Annotated in this window: 14 protein-coding genes; 6 read left to right on the forward strand and 8 right to left on the reverse strand. The window is 39.8% G+C overall.

From position 1 onward, the window contains the following. The first annotated feature begins 66 nt into the window (after window positions 1-66). The 3 genes from H5203_RS05030 (at window position 67) to nudB (ending at window position 2,022) form a co-directional block, all read left to right on the forward strand. Entirely contained in the window at window positions 67-756 is a 690-nt protein-coding gene (locus H5203_RS05030; protein WP_182757865.1) for a pirin family protein, read from the forward strand. 28 nt (window positions 757-784) lie between these two features. Then, on the forward strand, window positions 785-1,513 hold the full coding sequence (locus H5203_RS05035) for a sulfite exporter TauE/SafE family protein (RefSeq protein WP_182735000.1): 729 nt from the start codon (window positions 785-787) through the stop codon (window positions 1,511-1,513). 65 nt (window positions 1,514-1,578) lie between these two features. Then, a complete protein-coding gene (gene nudB, locus H5203_RS05040; RefSeq protein WP_182819445.1) occupies window positions 1,579-2,022 on the forward strand; it encodes a dihydroneopterin triphosphate diphosphatase in 444 nt (147 codons plus the stop codon). 45 nt (window positions 2,023-2,067) lie between these two features. On the opposite strand, the gene H5203_RS05045 is transcribed toward nudB, so the two are convergent. From H5203_RS05045 to H5203_RS05055, 3 genes are read right to left on the reverse strand one after another with little or no spacing between them, the layout of a single operon-like run. Continuing rightward, on the reverse strand, window positions 2,068-2,946 hold the full coding sequence (locus H5203_RS05045; RefSeq protein WP_182819446.1) for a DNA-binding domain-containing protein: 879 nt from the start codon (window positions 2,944-2,946) through the stop codon (window positions 2,068-2,070). Then, complete coding sequence (locus tag H5203_RS05050) at window positions 2,943-3,884, reverse strand: DUF692 domain-containing protein (protein ID WP_149982274.1); 942 nt, start codon at window positions 3,882-3,884, stop codon at window positions 2,943-2,945. The genes H5203_RS05045 and H5203_RS05050 overlap by 4 nt, the downstream gene beginning before the upstream one ends. A 13-nt stretch (window positions 3,885-3,897) precedes the next feature. Further along, window positions 3,898-6,171: a ferritin-like protein gene (locus H5203_RS05055; protein ID WP_259401911.1), complete on the reverse strand. Its 2,274-nt coding sequence runs from the start codon at window positions 6,169-6,171 to the stop codon at window positions 3,898-3,900. A gap of 552 nt (window positions 6,172-6,723) precedes the next feature. Here H5203_RS05055 and H5203_RS05060 point away from each other — a divergent pair. Then, complete coding sequence (locus tag H5203_RS05060; protein ID WP_182819448.1) at window positions 6,724-8,034, forward strand: mechanosensitive ion channel family protein; 1,311 nt, start codon at window positions 6,724-6,726, stop codon at window positions 8,032-8,034. Between the two features lie 72 nt (window positions 8,035-8,106). On the opposite strand, the gene H5203_RS05065 is transcribed toward H5203_RS05060, so the two are convergent. Together H5203_RS05065 and H5203_RS05070 are read right to left on the reverse strand one after the other, a co-directional pair. Beyond that, entirely contained in the window at window positions 8,107-9,252 is a 1,146-nt protein-coding gene (locus tag H5203_RS05065) for a DUF1624 domain-containing protein (RefSeq protein ID WP_182739472.1), read from the reverse strand. Then, window positions 9,242-11,314: a TonB-dependent siderophore receptor gene (locus H5203_RS05070; RefSeq protein WP_182819449.1), complete on the reverse strand. Its 2,073-nt coding sequence runs from the start codon at window positions 11,312-11,314 to the stop codon at window positions 9,242-9,244. Before H5203_RS05070 ends, H5203_RS05065 begins: the two co-directional genes overlap by 11 nt. Window positions 11,315-11,489: 175 nt before the next feature. Between H5203_RS05070 and H5203_RS05075 the strand changes: the two genes are divergently transcribed. Both H5203_RS05075 and H5203_RS05080 read left to right on the forward strand, forming a co-directional pair. Then, window positions 11,490-11,936 (forward strand): energy transducer TonB, encoded by a 447-nt coding sequence (locus H5203_RS05075; protein WP_182734996.1) that lies wholly within the window; start codon window positions 11,490-11,492, stop codon window positions 11,934-11,936. A 79-nt stretch (window positions 11,937-12,015) separates the two neighbouring features. Further along, on the forward strand, window positions 12,016-12,261 hold the full coding sequence (locus H5203_RS05080) for a DUF3297 family protein (protein ID WP_149982278.1): 246 nt from the start codon (window positions 12,016-12,018) through the stop codon (window positions 12,259-12,261). A 55-nt stretch (window positions 12,262-12,316) separates the two neighbouring features. Here the strand turns inward: H5203_RS05080 and H5203_RS05085 are convergent, their stop codons facing one another. The 3 genes from H5203_RS05085 to H5203_RS05095 all read right to left on the reverse strand — a co-directional run bounded on the left by H5203_RS05085 (window position 12,317) and on the right by H5203_RS05095 (window position 15,186). Beyond that, window positions 12,317-13,618, reverse strand: a complete 1,302-nt coding sequence (locus tag H5203_RS05085; protein WP_182819450.1) for a DEAD/DEAH box helicase — start codon at window positions 13,616-13,618, stop codon at window positions 12,317-12,319. 225 nt (window positions 13,619-13,843) lie between these two features. After that, entirely contained in the window at window positions 13,844-14,755 is a 912-nt protein-coding gene (locus H5203_RS05090) for a nucleotidyl transferase AbiEii/AbiGii toxin family protein (protein ID WP_259401912.1), read from the reverse strand. A 26-nt stretch (window positions 14,756-14,781) separates the two neighbouring features. Next, entirely contained in the window at window positions 14,782-15,186 is a 405-nt protein-coding gene (locus H5203_RS05095) for a DUF6088 family protein (RefSeq protein ID WP_145240161.1), read from the reverse strand. Window positions 15,187-15,430 lie beyond the last annotated feature (244 nt).

Genomic DNA, 15,430 nt, shown 5'->3' on the forward strand with positions numbered 1-15,430 from the left:
TTTTAATCTTCCTTATAAAACTTATACTGCTGCTATTCAAATTAGGGTTTAATCAGGAGTTAAGTTATGCACTACATACGCAAAGCCAGCGAGCGCGGCCAAGTTGATCTTGGTTGGTTACAAAGTCAGCATAGTTTTTCATTTGGCCATTACCATGATCTAAAACACATGGGGGTGTCGGTACTTAGAGTGATCAACGAAGATAAAGTACTTGCTGGTCAAGGCTTTGGCACTCACGGACACCGGGATATGGAAATAATTTCCTATGTCATTTCCGGCGCATTAAAACACCAAGACAGCACCGGCAATGAATACATTGTTCCTGCTGGTGACGTGCAACGGATGAGTGCCGGTAGTGGTATTATGCACAGTGAATATAATGCTTCAAATTCAGCAACAGCGCACTTTTTACAAATTTGGATACAACCCAAATTGCGTGGTATAGCCCCTAGCTATGAGCAAAAAAGTATTCCGCAAACAACTCAGCTTACACCACTTGTTACACCAAATGGCGAACACGGCAGCGTGAGCATCAACCAAGATGCCAGTATCTATCGTTTAAAACTTGATGAGGGTCAATCGCATACATTGCAAACAGCGGATAGAAAAGGTTATTTGCATATTATCTGCGGGCATATAGACGCAAACAAGCAAAATTTTAGTAACGGCGATGCCTTTGCACTAAATCGCAATGAACGGGTAACATTAACAGCCACCAGCAGCTTAGAAGCGCTGTGGTTTGATCTACCAGCATAAAGTAAATAATCAGTAAGTAAAAAAACCAATGACAGTAACAACCCTCTCTATCATCGCATTTGTCGTATTGCTCACCGGCGTGTCAAAATCAGGCTTTGCAGGAGCGCTTGGAGTGTTTAGTGTCCCTTTACTAATGCTAGTGATGCCCCCTGTTGCCGCAATCGGTTTGATGCTACCGGTACTTATTGTTGCCGATGTCTTTAGTTTAAAAAGTTACTGGCAACAATGGGATATACAGCAACTTAAACGCTTACTACCGGGTTTATTGGTAGGCGTAGTTATTGCACATGCGTTAATTGGCTGGTTAGATGCGGCGTTTATAAAAACAGCGATTGCTATTTTATGTATAGTGTTTGCTATTCGCAGTTTAGCCTTTAGCAAGTTTACTTTTAGTGCCTTAAATAGCCGTTTAGGTGCCTTCTCTATGGGCGGTTTAGCCGGTATTGCAAGTACCTTAGTACATGCTGGCGGCCCACCTTTAATAATGTATTTCAGTACCATTAAGTTACCACCGAAACGATTTGTCGCAACTGTGGCGATTATTTTTGCGATGATGAATGCCGTCAAGCTTATTGGCTTTATTAGTCTGGGTTTAATCGAAATAAAGTGGGCATTAATTGCACTTGCCAGCTTGCCGATTGCTTTTTGTGGTAATCGTTTAGGGATCTGGTTGCAGGGCAAACTCAATACTGCGCAGTTTCTGAAAATAATGAATGTACTACTCTTGTTGCTGGGTATTTGGTTGTTAGTGATGTGATCTGGCTAGTTAAACATTTCGTAGTTAGGTAAACTGATTCAACAAACGCTATTTAAGGCTCTATTTTGTTAAATAACCAACCACTTCGTAAACCCTTCTCTGTACTGGTTGTTATTTATAAAAAAAATAAAGACTGTTTACTGATCCAACGTACCGATGATGCTAACTTTTGGCAATCAGTCACCGGTGGGATTGATGAAGGCGAAACGCCTGTTGTGACAGCTTACCGTGAGCTATTAGAAGAAACAGGGATAGATGCCCGCGCGCTGGGCTTAACAATACGCGATCACCAAAAAACCAATCAATATACCATTAGAGAGTCATGGCTACACCGCTATCAAGCCAATGCGTTAATTAATACTGAGTATGTTTTTAGTATTTGCGTACCCGATGATATCGCCATTACTTTAGATCCGAATGAGCACACCGATTTTATTTGGCTAACGCAACAACAAGCGGCTGACAAAGCCTGGTCGCCAAGCAATCGCGATGAAATCTTGGCGTTATAGTTTATTTAATTGTTATCAATTAGGTTAACTGCTTACTTGTAGCACTTATTGAAACAACAAGCCCATATTGATTGCTTGTGGCAACCACATCATTGCGCCTGAGGTTAACTCATCGCTAGAAACCTCTAGCTGTAATGCTGTTTGCTTAATCGCCATATTAAAGCTACTTCCTTGTATACAAAAACCGAGTAGCAAATACTGCCAATGAGCTAAAGACCAGACTCTAAATCTATAATGTATACGTGTTAAAGCAAGGTAACATGGTTGCTGAATAGGTAAAATCAACTCATCAGGCATTACTTCTAATTTTGCTATGCAGGCTTCAATTTGTGAAATGAGCTCTAAAATAGGGTAATCTAATGTTATTACCCGCAAACAAGGCGCCGCTTGAATATCAGTATTATTTACTAAACACGTGAGCATTTGCTGTTCGATAGAAAGCTCGGTTGCCGTTACATTTTTTTCAAGACCTTGGGCTACTAACACCTCAGACTTGGTGCGTTCAAATAAGGCTATTTGAGCAGGTAAATCGACCATAGTTTGTTGAGCAACATCGATTATACCTTGTGGTTTAGTTTGTGCTAAAAATTCGGCGAATTGCTCACCTAAATAATATAGACTCCAACTTTTAGAAGGCACCGTCACAATAAATGCTTTAGCAAATGTGGAAAATAACGAATCTCCCATATACTGCGCCAACAATGAAAACTCACAACGTAAACAATCCACAAGCCTTAGCACATAACCTGCAGCGTAAATATCTACTCGCTGCTGGGCTGAAATTTTATCTGTACTTTTAATTAGCGTATCAAGCATAACGCCATCATGCGCATATGCCTGTAAGAGTTTATCATCCAAATCACCACGAACAATTAATACTGTTTGCAACCAATGCTGCACTTGCCTCAATGAATGTTCACTCATAATTTCTCTTTAGCTAAAACCAGCGGTGTAGAAATACAACCTTGTTGGTGGTTATTTTGTACTGGAGCATGAGGAATTTGACCCGCTAATACAGTTTTAGCTTTGTTTAACTCAGCGACTAATTCAGGAAACGCAGGAATATTTGCATCCCATTCCAGTAAAGTCGAGACAGGCCCACATAAAGATTGCGCGAGTTGATACAATTCCCATACAGGTTCAGGAACTGGTTTATCATGGGTATCTATCAAACAATGCCCGCTGAGTGTTGGCCCCGCCAAATGCATTTGCACAATACTTTTAAGCGGTAAGTTTTTTATATATGTCCTTGGGCAAAAACCGTGATTATACGCCGACACATAAACATTATTAACGTCTAGCAGCATAGCACACTGTGTTTGTTCGACCAGCTGCGTAAAAAACTCCGGCTCCGTGAGCGACGAGTTTTGAAACTCTAAATAAGTAGAGGGGTTCTCCAGCACTAATGGCCGCTGTAAAAAGTCTTGTACCTGATTAACCCGGTTAATAACATGCTTTAAGCTTTCCTCAGTAAGCGGCATAGGTAGTAAATCGTGGCTATTTACTCCTGCAAAGCCTGTCCAACATAGATGATCTGATATCCACGCTGGTTTTACAAAATCCGCCAATGCTTTTAACTTTTCTAAATAGTCAAAATCAAGCGCAGAGCTACTGCCTATATTCATAGACACACCATGCATAACAATAGGGAAATCAGCCATCAATTGTTCTAATACATGACGGCCATAGCCATAATTATCGATGTAATTTTCACTAATGATCTCAAACCAATCAACCCCTGTTACTGGTTTTTGCATTAAGTACGGATAATGCTCACTGCGCAACCCCAAACCAAAGCCTAGCGGGTTTATTTGCTCAATAGCAGAAGCAGCAAAAGGCTGCTTCTGTATGTATGATGTCATGTATTCAATCCAATTAAGTTGAAGGCGGAAGCGCTAAGCGAATATCATCTGCAGGTGGCGGCGTAGTTTGCACTCCTTTTGCATTACAATAGGCCTGCCACGCGATACTGTAAACCGCATCACCTTCTTTAAATGGCATTTGCTCTAGAACTTTACCTGTTTCTGGGTCGGTATATGGTTTAGCCGTAGATGCATAGTCTGGTCCATCACCAAATTCAAATAATTGCATCTGGGGTTTTGCTGATGGCTCTTTTGGGAATAGCTGCGAGGCAGAAATCGGCACAGCACAGCCACCTAAATTATTACATTTGTTATTTGCAGGAGCGCTAAATGGACCATCAGCAGGGGCGCTACCACCACAGCTTCCTCCCGGTGTTGTGCTATGCACAAACCCACACCCACCTTGCGCTTTGCAATTGTTCGAACCTTTACAGCTGTGGAACACTGTTGCGGGAGGCAAATTATTTGAATTTTCTTTTGTATAATCCATACCTTGGCATGCATGGTATAAAACATCCTTAGACATATCCGCAATACCCGCAACCAGATCTGGAGCCTGCCCTGTTGTAGCCCAACAAATAGATACTCGATCGCCCGAACCACCCATTGCAGGACCTGGAAACTCAGTCGTTTTACCACCCCAATAGCGATCCAATGCTGTGGTAAGTCCTTTTAAAGTGCCAACCGCTGATTCACTAAAAATTTGATGTGTTTGTGCACGACGTTCAGGGCTAGAAAACAAATTATTCAATGCTTTTTCTACATCAACTACAGCAGGTAAATCTGGGTGCTTATGCTTAGCCTTATCGCCACCTTTCGGGTTAAGCATTGCTACTGTAAATTTACCGCACAAGTTATGCCACGTTTGCCAGGTCATATACACTTGGGCCGCGTTGTTATCACTGTAAGATTGACCCTCTTGGTATTCATATTGAATAATCAAATCAAGTACATCAGCAAAGGTAATAAAATGATCTTTTTTAGTATTTGTAATACGTGCGCATGCAATACCTGATACTGGAAGTGGCTTTTGCCCAGCGCTATCCGCTGGGTAATCTTCTTTTAGGTTATCAGCATTAGGTTGAAACTTAGCAGCGACCTGATGATCATCTGCCTCAATCGGTGTGCTTTTCAATGCTACCGTTTGTTGCTGCAAATACGTTATTACCCAACTCTCTGCCGCCCAGCGGCTGCAGATTTCAGAAACAACACCTTTACCTTCACCTTGATCCGTTATTGCATTGATATTATTAACAATTTCAATTTTTAACTTATCTAGCTCATTACTTTCATTGATTGAACCATTAATCCCCGGGTATTGCGGTTTATATTCGGCTGAGTCACGAGTATTAAAATAATCACGTTGCACGGAATCAGGTTTAGCTGGATTCACCAAAATATCAATTAAGCTACTACCATCCTCATACACAATTTCAAGATAGTCCCAATAACAGCAATACATATGCCCGATAGAACCAAACATAGGTAAATCAACTTCTGTATCTGTTGCTTTAAACCAATCAAAAGGAGCTGTTTCAAAGTATTTAGGGCGAACTCCACCTAAATCTTTATTAATTATTAATTTTTTTGCACTTTCCTCGGTTTCTTCAATCAATAAAAACAGTAAAGCCTGCTCTTTTGTCAATGCAGCTGCATTGACTCGCATATCTTGTAGTGTTTGACCCTGAAAGTGAGTTGTAAAGTATTCTTTCACTTTAGGGCTAAGTTTTGATAAATCACGGCTGCAGTCTTTAAAATCTAAGATATGCGGGATTTGCGTTGTATCGTCATAACAATGCCAACCAAACTTTTCTGTTTGCAGTGCATTACTGGTAAATGAAGGAGTTAGATTTAGTTTACTGGCGATATTAGAAGCCAACTGTAAATGCAGCATTTCTTCTATAAACACACTATAAACAGCATTAAACGCCTGTTCATTTACGCTCAGTGGCTTGCTGGGTTTTGGCGTTGGAGTAATATCTAATTTTGCTATTCGTTCATTAGGAATAAAGCCTGCTGTTGCCCCTAACCCAGGCCATAAACGCTCGGGATACAAGCCTTCATCCCCACCTATTGCATGCATGCCTTGTATTGAATACAGACCTGTCATATATAACGGGATGGTAAATAACTCAACGTTAATCGCAGCTTGTGCGATGGCTTTTATACACGCAATATCAGCGTCTTTGTAACTTACGGGACGCTCTTTAATTTTTTTGTATTGTTTGATGCTGACTTTAAGATCAAGATCGAGGTTAATCCTTACCGCCTTTTGTGCACTCTGCATTTTCAATTGCTCCATGATGACAGTTATATGCGACCAAGAAACTTGTCGCGTAAGTCAAATGAGTGTAGAAGGTTTCATCAGCGATGCAGTATTACAATACATTACAAAAGTAGATATTTGGTACAGAAGTAAAACTAATACTTTAAAACCAAAGAAAAAGTGACTAAAAAAACATTGATAATAAAACCACTATTTTAAAAGCATTTAGATAAGTAAGTCCTTATTGCGATTGCAGATATTTCGCACTATATGAAAGCTAATAATTTTTTAGTCCCAAAAGCTCACAACCTACAACTTTTATTTATTGCCACTCCCATGCTATCAAAAGCATTATCAAATTTACTCCAATAGACACTCTAACTTTGTTTGGCTAGCATAACGACAAGCGGCCGAAAAGCTTGCTCACTCAGTAGTCGCGGTGAAATACTCACGCTAAATGACACAGTAAAGCTCTACTATTTGTCAAATTTATTGATACGTTTATTTATTCTGTAAATTTTTAGACTTATCAGCCATAGTAAAGATCTTATTTTATCTAAAAAAGTACTCCGTATGGATAGTGAGTTTTTTTCCAAACAATTTGAGTCTGTTTGGTTATTGATCCAATCAATGCTTAGCCAACAAGCAACGTATCTACAATTATTGGTGATCATCACCAGCTATGCTGCCGCCTATTGGATTTATTCTAAAACAGTTAAAAAGCGCGTTGATAAGCACACTAAAGTGGCGTCCGATCACCCAATAAACATTATGCTGTTTCGACTTAGCAATATCGTTTACCCGCTAGTAGCAATCATTTTACTACAAATATTTACCTCTATCGGCATCACTGTAGACTTGCAAGTGTGGTTAATGAATACCGCGCTCAACATTGCTATATTGCTGTTTGCTTACTCAATTATTAAAGAGTTTGTTAGCAGCCCTTTTATGTCAGCACTGTTTAAGTTAGTTGGCCTGCCCGTTTTGCTGTTGCACCTACTGGGCTTTTTGCCAGCATTTATAAAAACCCTTGAAGCGGTTTCGATTAATTTAGGCAATATTCAAGTCAGTTTATATGGCCTAACTCGGGTATTGTTTTTTGGCGCTATTTTATTTTGGTTAGGTCGCGCTTCCAGTAATGTTGGTAAGGTTATAATTCGCAACCAGCAAACTCTGGATATCAGCACCCGCGAAGTCTTTACCAAACTCTTCGAAGTTGGCCTGTTTTGTGTCATCGCGTTATTACTGCTTAATATTATGGGCGTTAACCTCACCGCTCTTGCCGTGTTTGGTGGTGCGTTAGGTGTTGGCCTTGGTTTAGGGTTGCAATCAATCGCTTCTAACTTTATTTCTGGCATCATTATTTTGCTCGATAAGTCACTCACCATTGGTGACTTTGTTGAATTAGAGAACGGCAAAAGTGGCTTTGTTCGAGAGTTCAAAATGCGCCATGCAATTTTAGAAACTTACGACGGCAAAGACATACTGGTTCCTAACGAAACCTTTATTTCATCACTGCTGACCAACTGGACCCATAAAGACCCAAAACAGCGCTACCGTGTTGATTTTAGTGTGGCATACGCCACCGATGTTAGAGCCATGGTAGAAATAATTAAACAAGCTGTTGCCGAGCATCCACAAGTAATTAGCGGGCCTGATGTACCATTTGAAGAGCGTCCTGACTGTGAAATAGATAGCTTTGGCGATAATGGCATTAATATGTTTGTGGAATTTTGGATGCAGGGAATTGATGATGGTAAAAACCGGGTTGGTGGTGATTTACTATTAATTATTCTAGAAACCCTCAAAGCTCATAATATTGCGATACCATTCCCACAACGCGAAGTTAGAGTGCTTAATGAAGACATGCTAAAAAAAATGTAAAAAATAAAGGCATAAAAAGCGGTGTTATAAACTTATAACACCGCTTTTAACCACTAAGTAAGTGTTATATCTCTAAAGATACTTTAACCAAGGTTTATTTGCTTTGCGCTTATAGTGACTAAATGCCTTAGTTGGCCAATATAACGTAACGGCTAACACAACCGTAATTAACCAAATCCATGTAATATCATTTACGGCAAAATATGCACCATGATTAGCACCAAAAATAGCTCTGCAAATTGTGTATAAAATCAATAAAACGTAAAGATGAAAAATATAAAAGAACATCGGCACCGAGCCATACACTCTTAAAGCATTACTAAAGCGATTTAACGGACGCTCAAAAAACCATAAGCCAAAAAACATCAGCGCTAAAGTGATTAATAAAAAGCTTAGTGAAGGTGGATATTTGGTAACGTTAAATATCGACATAGCCGTTTGCACTGCTGTTGAAAACTGCTGCCAAGGTAGCGTTTCGCCATAGATATTTAAGCCGCGTAAAATAGCAAATAACGCTATACACGCTAAGCCCAAACCAATCAGCCACTGTTTACGATCTTCACTGTCTCGGTTATGTGCATACAGTGGGCCTGCGCAGTAACCAAGTAATATAACCCCAATCCAAGGTAATACTGGGTAACTGATTTTGACATTAACTAAACCACCTTCAGAGATAAAGCCGCGATCGTGCAGAATAGTCCATAAGGTATAACCCCACTCATCTGGACTGAAGGTAATTGGTGTGAGTAAGTTATGGCCAAAAACGATCAATAAACCCAATGCTAACAATAGTCGTTGCGGTAAGTTAATTAGTAATGCCAGAGCCAGCATACACAGGCCAATAGCCCATATCACTTGTAGAAAAATAGTCGGGATAAACCAAATCCACAAAAAGCAAATAACCGTAACTTCAAGGGCAATTAAAAACAACCCCCGCTTAACTAAAAAACTACGTGCAGAGCGTACTTTACCTGAGCTTGGGTGGCTATAAAGCCACGCCGAAAGCCCTGTTAAAAAGATAAAGGTTGGCGCGCAAAAGTGCGCAGCAAAACGGCTCCAAAACAGCCCTGGAGAGGTAACGTCAACATCCATTGGGTCTAATACCGGCATTTGCGAGAAAAAACGCTCTCGCACATGATCAAGTAGCATGAGTAAGATAACCACGCCACGCATAATATCGATACTGTGAATACGGTTTTTAACTTGTTCAGAAGTCATATGTTATACCCAATTTAAACTGTGTTGGTGCACCAGGGTAGGCCCATAATGCGTTGTAGCTACTGGCTATGTAGCTTTCATCAAATACATTATCAACATTAAGTGAAACATTTGTCCGTTCAGTCGCCTGCCATTGAGCAAATAAACCCACCAGCTGATAACTTGGTAAGTTAAAAGATAAGCTTATTGGGTCGCCCAGTCGCTCTGAAATATATTGATAATGACCACCAAATTTAATGTCTTGCTCAAGTACACGGGTATTGTGATTTAAAGAAAGCGAAAAATTATTTTTTGGTACGTTAACTAACGGGCTACCTTTAGGAATAGGCTCTAACCACTCAACATTAATCATGTCTTTGGCCGTTTCAGCCTTTACGTAAGCATACGAAAGTGTGTACTGAGTGTTTTCACCTAAACTACCAGTCAGATCAACCTCAATACCTTTACTGGTTACTTTACCAATAGGTTTTGAATAACCCTTATCATCAGCCACCAACATGTTGCCTTTGCTAGCATCAAATAAAGCGATGGTACCGCTAACGTTGTCAAAGCCAAACTTCACACCCACTTCAAAGGAATCACTTTCTTCAAAACCAAACGATTTACCCTTAGCATCAGTACCACTTAAAGGTATAAACCCTTCGGAATAGCTGGTATAAAGGTTAATCGCATCATTTAGCTCATATACCATCCCTAGCCGTGGGCTAAGTCGGTTCATCGTGCTATCTGAGGCAACGCCTGACTTAGTCTCGAAAATATTCTGCTTAATTTCATCAAACCGCAATCCCAGCATTAATTTAAAACGCTCGGTAAGGTCTAACTGATCTTGTACATAAATACCGTATGCCTTTTGCTTTTCGTTGTTTTCATACAGTTGCGCAACATCGGGGCCTTGCCCTTCACTGTAGTTTGGCTGATAAATATTTAATGTGTACGTATCTTTACCACCACGATAACGATAAAGCCCAGTGCGAAGCTCATAGTCATACCCATCAACACCAATCAAAACATGGTTAGTGATATCAGCAAGATCAAAATGACCACTTAATTCTGCGCGTACTGACAAATCATTAGAGTAATAATCTCTATAACGGTGTTGACGCGTAAGCATAGGATTATCTAAAGACAAAGTCTGTCTTGGAGGAGATAGTTCAGCATCAGACGAAAAACCTGTTAACGTAGCGGTACGATGGTTAGCGCCCAATAAGAGTGACCAGTCGCGATTAAAGTCATAGTCATAATTAAGTTGGTGTCCGCGAGAGTGCACTTTAGTTGGCGCATCATTAGGGTTACCTAAAAAGCGACTTCTAGGTACGGTGTCAAAATTATCGTTAAGTACAACAATACCTCGGTCATACATTTGCTGCTGGTCAACGTACTCAAACTCATACGTTAATGACGATTTATCATTGATGCTGTAATACAAAGAAGGCGTGATCACAAACTTATCATGATGTACGTGATCTCGAAAACTGTCACTATCTTGCCATGCACCATTAATTCGAAATGCAATATCTTCAGTTAGGCCGTTAGTGTAATCACCTTGCACACGTTTATGATCTTCACTGCCAAGTTCAGCTTTTAACTGGCCTTGCTGATAGAACTGTGGTTTTTTAGTAATGATATTAATTGTACCACCTGGTTCAGAACGACCATAGAGTGCAGAACCAGGACCTTTTAACACTTCAATATATTCAATGTTAGATACATCACGTGGTCCCGCAAAACCTCGCCCACCACTAAAGCCATTAATTAAATAGCCGGATGGCATATTTTCATTACCCGATAGCCCCCGTATAGAGTAGCTATCCCACAATGCCCCGCCATTATTTTTACGAGAAATACTGGCAGAAAAATCCAGTGCATCTCTAAACTTGGTAATGCCATTATCAACCATCATTTCTTTACTTAATGTGGTAATTGACTGCGGTAATTCTTTAAGCGGAATATCGCCTCTAAAGGCTTGCTTATGTGCAATGGTGATGGTTTCTATATCTGATTCTGTGGCATTAGAGCCAAAAGAAAGTGCTGCAAAGACAAGAGTTAATGCTGAGTACTTCATGATCCACTTTTAATAATAGCTAGGTTTATTTGGATATAATATAACATACTAAAAAATAGTGATACATTATAACGTTTAGTTTAATAAAAAATAAATAAACCTGTCTAAAAATCAAGCTGTTAATTATAAGCAAATTACGTTAAGGTTTAGCTCTGAGCAATATTTAAGGATGATTATGAAAGCCCTCGTTTACATAGCCTGCTTAATTTTTTCGTTTAATACTTTATCGCAAAGTAATGATATTTCAGATAAAAGGCCCATAGCAGACATTCAAGCTCAATACTTAGATCTACAAGGTGTTTGGCACCGACTACAAAAAATACCTAATCATGAATACCCGCTAGAATTATTGAATATTCAGGGTAAAGGCTGTGCAGAAACCAGCTTTGTCATTTCAAAAAGCGGCACAGTGAAGAATATAATAATAAATAATACCGATCCAAAACGCTATGGCCGCCAGCTACAAACGGCTACCCGACAACTTGTTCGTAAATGGCATTGGCCTGAGCAAGAGCAAGCGACTAACCTCACTATGCGCTTTGATTATTGCTTTGACAAAGATGTCACTCGTGACGAAATAATTAGCCACTGTATTAAGCAATCAAAGCAACTGTGCAGTTAATTTATTTTGATCAGTATATTGAGCCTAAGGCCTGTATTGCCTACAATGGCACACAATATATTCAATGCAGATCACAATTATGACTGATACAAATAAACCAGAATTACCAGATCAACTTTCGATCAACCCACGTAGCAAATTTTATGTAGAAGAAGTATTCGAGCATGAAATCGGCATTACACTTAACGGCAAAGAGCGTTTTGACGTTGAAGAGTACTGCATCAGTGAAGGTTGGATCAAAGTAGCCGCACCTAAAGCACTAGACCGCCGCGGCCAGCCATTACTTATGAAAGTAAAAGGCACAGTAGAAGCGTTTTATAAGTAAACTAACTGTTTACTGTAAATGAAAAAGCCGACTGAAGTCGGCTTTTTTGTGTTTGTTACTTACGACGCCAGCCGCTCCATACATCATCTATATCATCGGCTTTATTTCTGTTCTTTTTCTTACCAGTACCTTCAGGCTTGGCCATTGGCTTGTCGTTTTTAAGCGCAAGTGCTGCATCAAGGTTGGCTTGGTTTACGGCAAAGCCTGTTACTTCTTCACGATCTAAACGTAGCTTGTTTTTCTTCTCGATGATTTTAAAGTGATGAAAGTCTTCATAATCAATCAGTGATAACGCTAAACCTACTTCACCAGCACGGCCACTTCGGCCAATGCGGTGCATGTAATCAGCTGGGCTGCGTGGTAAGTTAAAGTTAATCACTACTGGCAGTTTGGCAATGTCTAAACCACGGGCGGCAATATCCGTGGCTATTAGTACTTCTATTTCGCCATCTTTAAACTTTTCGATTACCCGAGTACGTTCACTTTGGCCTTTATCACCATGGAACACTTGCGCATTCACGCCGCGTTTTTCGAGCTTACTGGCTAAGTGCTCACAATCTTTTTTAGCGTTGACAAAAATAAGCGCCTGACGCCATTGCTGCTGTTTAATTAAATGCGCTAAAACCGTAGTTTTTTCGCCTTTATTTACCGTAAATACACGCTGTACTAAAGTGCTTTCGTCTTTGCTTTGTAGTTGGATTTCAACCGGATTGTTTAGCAGCTCTTGGGTTAAAAACTTAACTTGCTCAGGGAAAGTCGCTGAGAACAACATGGTTTGCTTTTTAGCAGGCATTAACGCCAACAACTCAGCAAGCTCTTCAGTAAAACCTAGGCTCAACATGCGGTCAGCTTCATCAAGCACTAAAGTTGAAACTTTATCGAGCTTAATCGCATTACTTGAGATCAAATCAAGCAAGCGCCCAGGCGTTGCCACGATGATATCTGCACCGCCACGTAATGCCTGCATTTGGGTATTAACCGACACACCACCAAACACCGCCACCGTTTTAATCGCGCCATTAAAGTTTGCAGAGTATGACTTAACGCTATCGGCTACTTGTGTAGCCAGCTCGCGTGTTGGTACTAAAATTAGCCCAGATACAAAGTTACCTTTGCTCGGCGTTTTATTAGTGTTTTGGGCTAAAAACAGCGCTTGTAGCATAGGTAATGCAAAGGTTGCTGTTTTACCTGAGCCGGTATTCGCCCCTGCAATTAAGTCACTTCCCGCCAAGATACTTGGAATTGCTTTTGCCTGAATCGGCGTAGGTTGCGTATATTCAAGATCAGACAATCGAGCAATTAGCTCTGGAATTAGGCCAAGCTCATTGAAATTACTAGGATTTGCGGCTGAGGTCATAAAAAGTGCGGGCTCATTACTAAAAATAGCCTGCAATTTTAGCGTATTTAGCACGTATTAAGTAGGGGTTAGTGGTTTTAATGTTTTCATAGGTAACAGCTGCGCGATTCGAGCCAAGTTACGAGTAAATTTGTGATATTTGTAGGCTCGGGTTTATCCCGCGCTTTTATAATTGTGTTTAGAGTAGTTCTTTTATTCAAAGTACTTAAATGAATGAATTAAATGTTACCCAATAAGCTGCTCTGAAATTACTTTAAATGAGGCAATGCAAGTATCAAAGTCATGAGGATTTTGGCTGTATACCATTGGCGCAACAAACGCATTAAAACGCTCACGAAACTTCTCATTATTTTGAAGCTCCTTCAATCCCAGCTTTAGCTCATTACAGGGATCGTCAACAAACTCCTGATGTTGATTGCCAAATCGAAGTCTATCTTCCTCCAAAACAAAATAAAACATTGGCTTTAACACATCCATATCAACCTTATGATTAATAAAAATACAATGAACATCATAGATGTGACGAACCAGTGTATCATCATCCTTACGATTTGGATTACGCTTAACAGACATAGTACGGCGTAACATAGAAAGCACTTTTTCAACCAGCGTAGAATCAATCGATATACACAACATAGCCTTCACTTCAGCAGGTTGCTTGTAGCTCTGAGCCACCAACGATGAAATAGAGCGAAGCTCAGTCCCATGCAGTTCAATAGTCTCAATAAACTCTAATTTTATATACGGGCGTAGACACGGTGCTTGATGATATTGCTGTGGGTATTTTATTTCTATTTCGACATAGCGATACTCATCATTCACCGTTTTATCAGTGTAATTAAGATAAGGATGGTCAGCCAACTTCATTATGATATGTTCAATTAGCGCTTTACGAGCTTTTTTCTTTGCTCCCTTACCCTTTTTGATAAACTCATCTGTAGGAATTAGTTTTATGTCGACGTCTTCAGACATTCGCAGGATTTTAATATTAGATTTAGCCAATGCAGTTCCGCCAGAAAAAACCAGTTGATGGCTTTCACTTTTTACACATTCCAACATTGCAAGAAGAGACACGACCCAATAGTCTTTTTCTGGAATTGATGGATTACCTAAATCCAATGCATTAGATACCTCCAAAAACTGCTTTTTCAGTTTTGGTATACTCATCTGCGATAACTCAACACTCTATTACCAACTTTAAGATTTCGATTAAATTGCTTAGAGTCCCAGCTGTACTTAATAGAAGCAGGTATTTGGGTAGATTTACCGTTAATACTCCTAAGTGACATTGCATCCATTTCAAAATCTACACCACGCAACTTTAAAATTTCACGCATGATTGCGTCAGTGCCACCAGGGTTTGTTGGCATAGGCTTATTAGTGAGACTATTGATCGTCGCTTTAGTATATAAACCATAGCCAATTTTTATCAGTTCACCTTTATCAACTAATTGCTTTAGTACACGCCCAACCTGATCGTAGCTCGCATAATTGTCGAAATCTTTACGTTCAAACACATAGCGGCGAGAACGCTTTATTTTTTGATAAATGCGGTCAATTGCAGTCATGGCTAATTCTCCTACGTAATGATTTGTTTTAGTATAACTCAAAACCACCTCTGCTTAAAAATAATACGGCACTGAAAAAAGAAAAAACACGACAAAAACTATCACTGAAAATACACAAGCTGTTGTTTAAAAGCAGATATAAGAAAGTTAAACAAAACTGACATAAACTTTAAATTGCAGTCGACCTAATTATTGATAAAACCTTAGTAAGCAACGTAATAATGTTCGTTGAATAAAAAGCCAA

The sequence above is a fragment of the Pseudoalteromonas sp. SG41-1 genome (genome assembly GCF_014164575.1).
In the GTDB taxonomy this organism is placed as follows: Bacteria; Pseudomonadota; Gammaproteobacteria; order Enterobacterales; family Alteromonadaceae; genus Pseudoalteromonas; species Pseudoalteromonas rhizosphaerae.

Excerpts from the sequence above, each read along its gene's own strand:
- H5203_RS05030 (WP_182757865.1), top strand. The coding sequence starts at position 67 with ATGCACTACATACGCAAAGCCAGCGAGCGCGGCCAAGTTGATCTTGGT.
- H5203_RS05035 (WP_182735000.1), top strand. The coding sequence starts at position 785 with ATGACAGTAACAACCCTCTCTATCATCGCATTTGTCGTATTGCTCACC.
- H5203_RS05045 (WP_182819446.1), bottom strand. The coding sequence starts at position 2,946 with ATGAGTGAACATTCATTGAGGCAAGTGCAGCATTGGTTGCAAACAGTA.
- H5203_RS05050 (WP_149982274.1), bottom strand. The coding sequence starts at position 3,884 with ATGACATCATACATACAGAAGCAGCCTTTTGCTGCTTCTGCTATTGAG.
- H5203_RS05055 (WP_259401911.1), bottom strand. The coding sequence starts at position 6,171 with ATGCAGAGTGCACAAAAGGCGGTAAGGATTAACCTCGATCTTGATCTT.
- H5203_RS05060 (WP_182819448.1), top strand. The coding sequence starts at position 6,724 with ATGGATAGTGAGTTTTTTTCCAAACAATTTGAGTCTGTTTGGTTATTG.
- H5203_RS05065 (WP_182739472.1), bottom strand. The coding sequence starts at position 9,252 with ATGACTTCTGAACAAGTTAAAAACCGTATTCACAGTATCGATATTATG.
- H5203_RS05070 (WP_182819449.1), bottom strand. The coding sequence starts at position 11,314 with ATGAAGTACTCAGCATTAACTCTTGTCTTTGCAGCACTTTCTTTTGGC.
- H5203_RS05075 (WP_182734996.1), top strand. The coding sequence starts at position 11,490 with ATGAAAGCCCTCGTTTACATAGCCTGCTTAATTTTTTCGTTTAATACT.
- H5203_RS05080 (WP_149982278.1), top strand. The coding sequence starts at position 12,016 with ATGACTGATACAAATAAACCAGAATTACCAGATCAACTTTCGATCAAC.
- H5203_RS05085 (WP_182819450.1), bottom strand. The coding sequence starts at position 13,618 with ATGACCTCAGCCGCAAATCCTAGTAATTTCAATGAGCTTGGCCTAATT.
- H5203_RS05095 (WP_145240161.1), bottom strand. The coding sequence starts at position 15,186 with ATGACTGCAATTGACCGCATTTATCAAAAAATAAAGCGTTCTCGCCGC.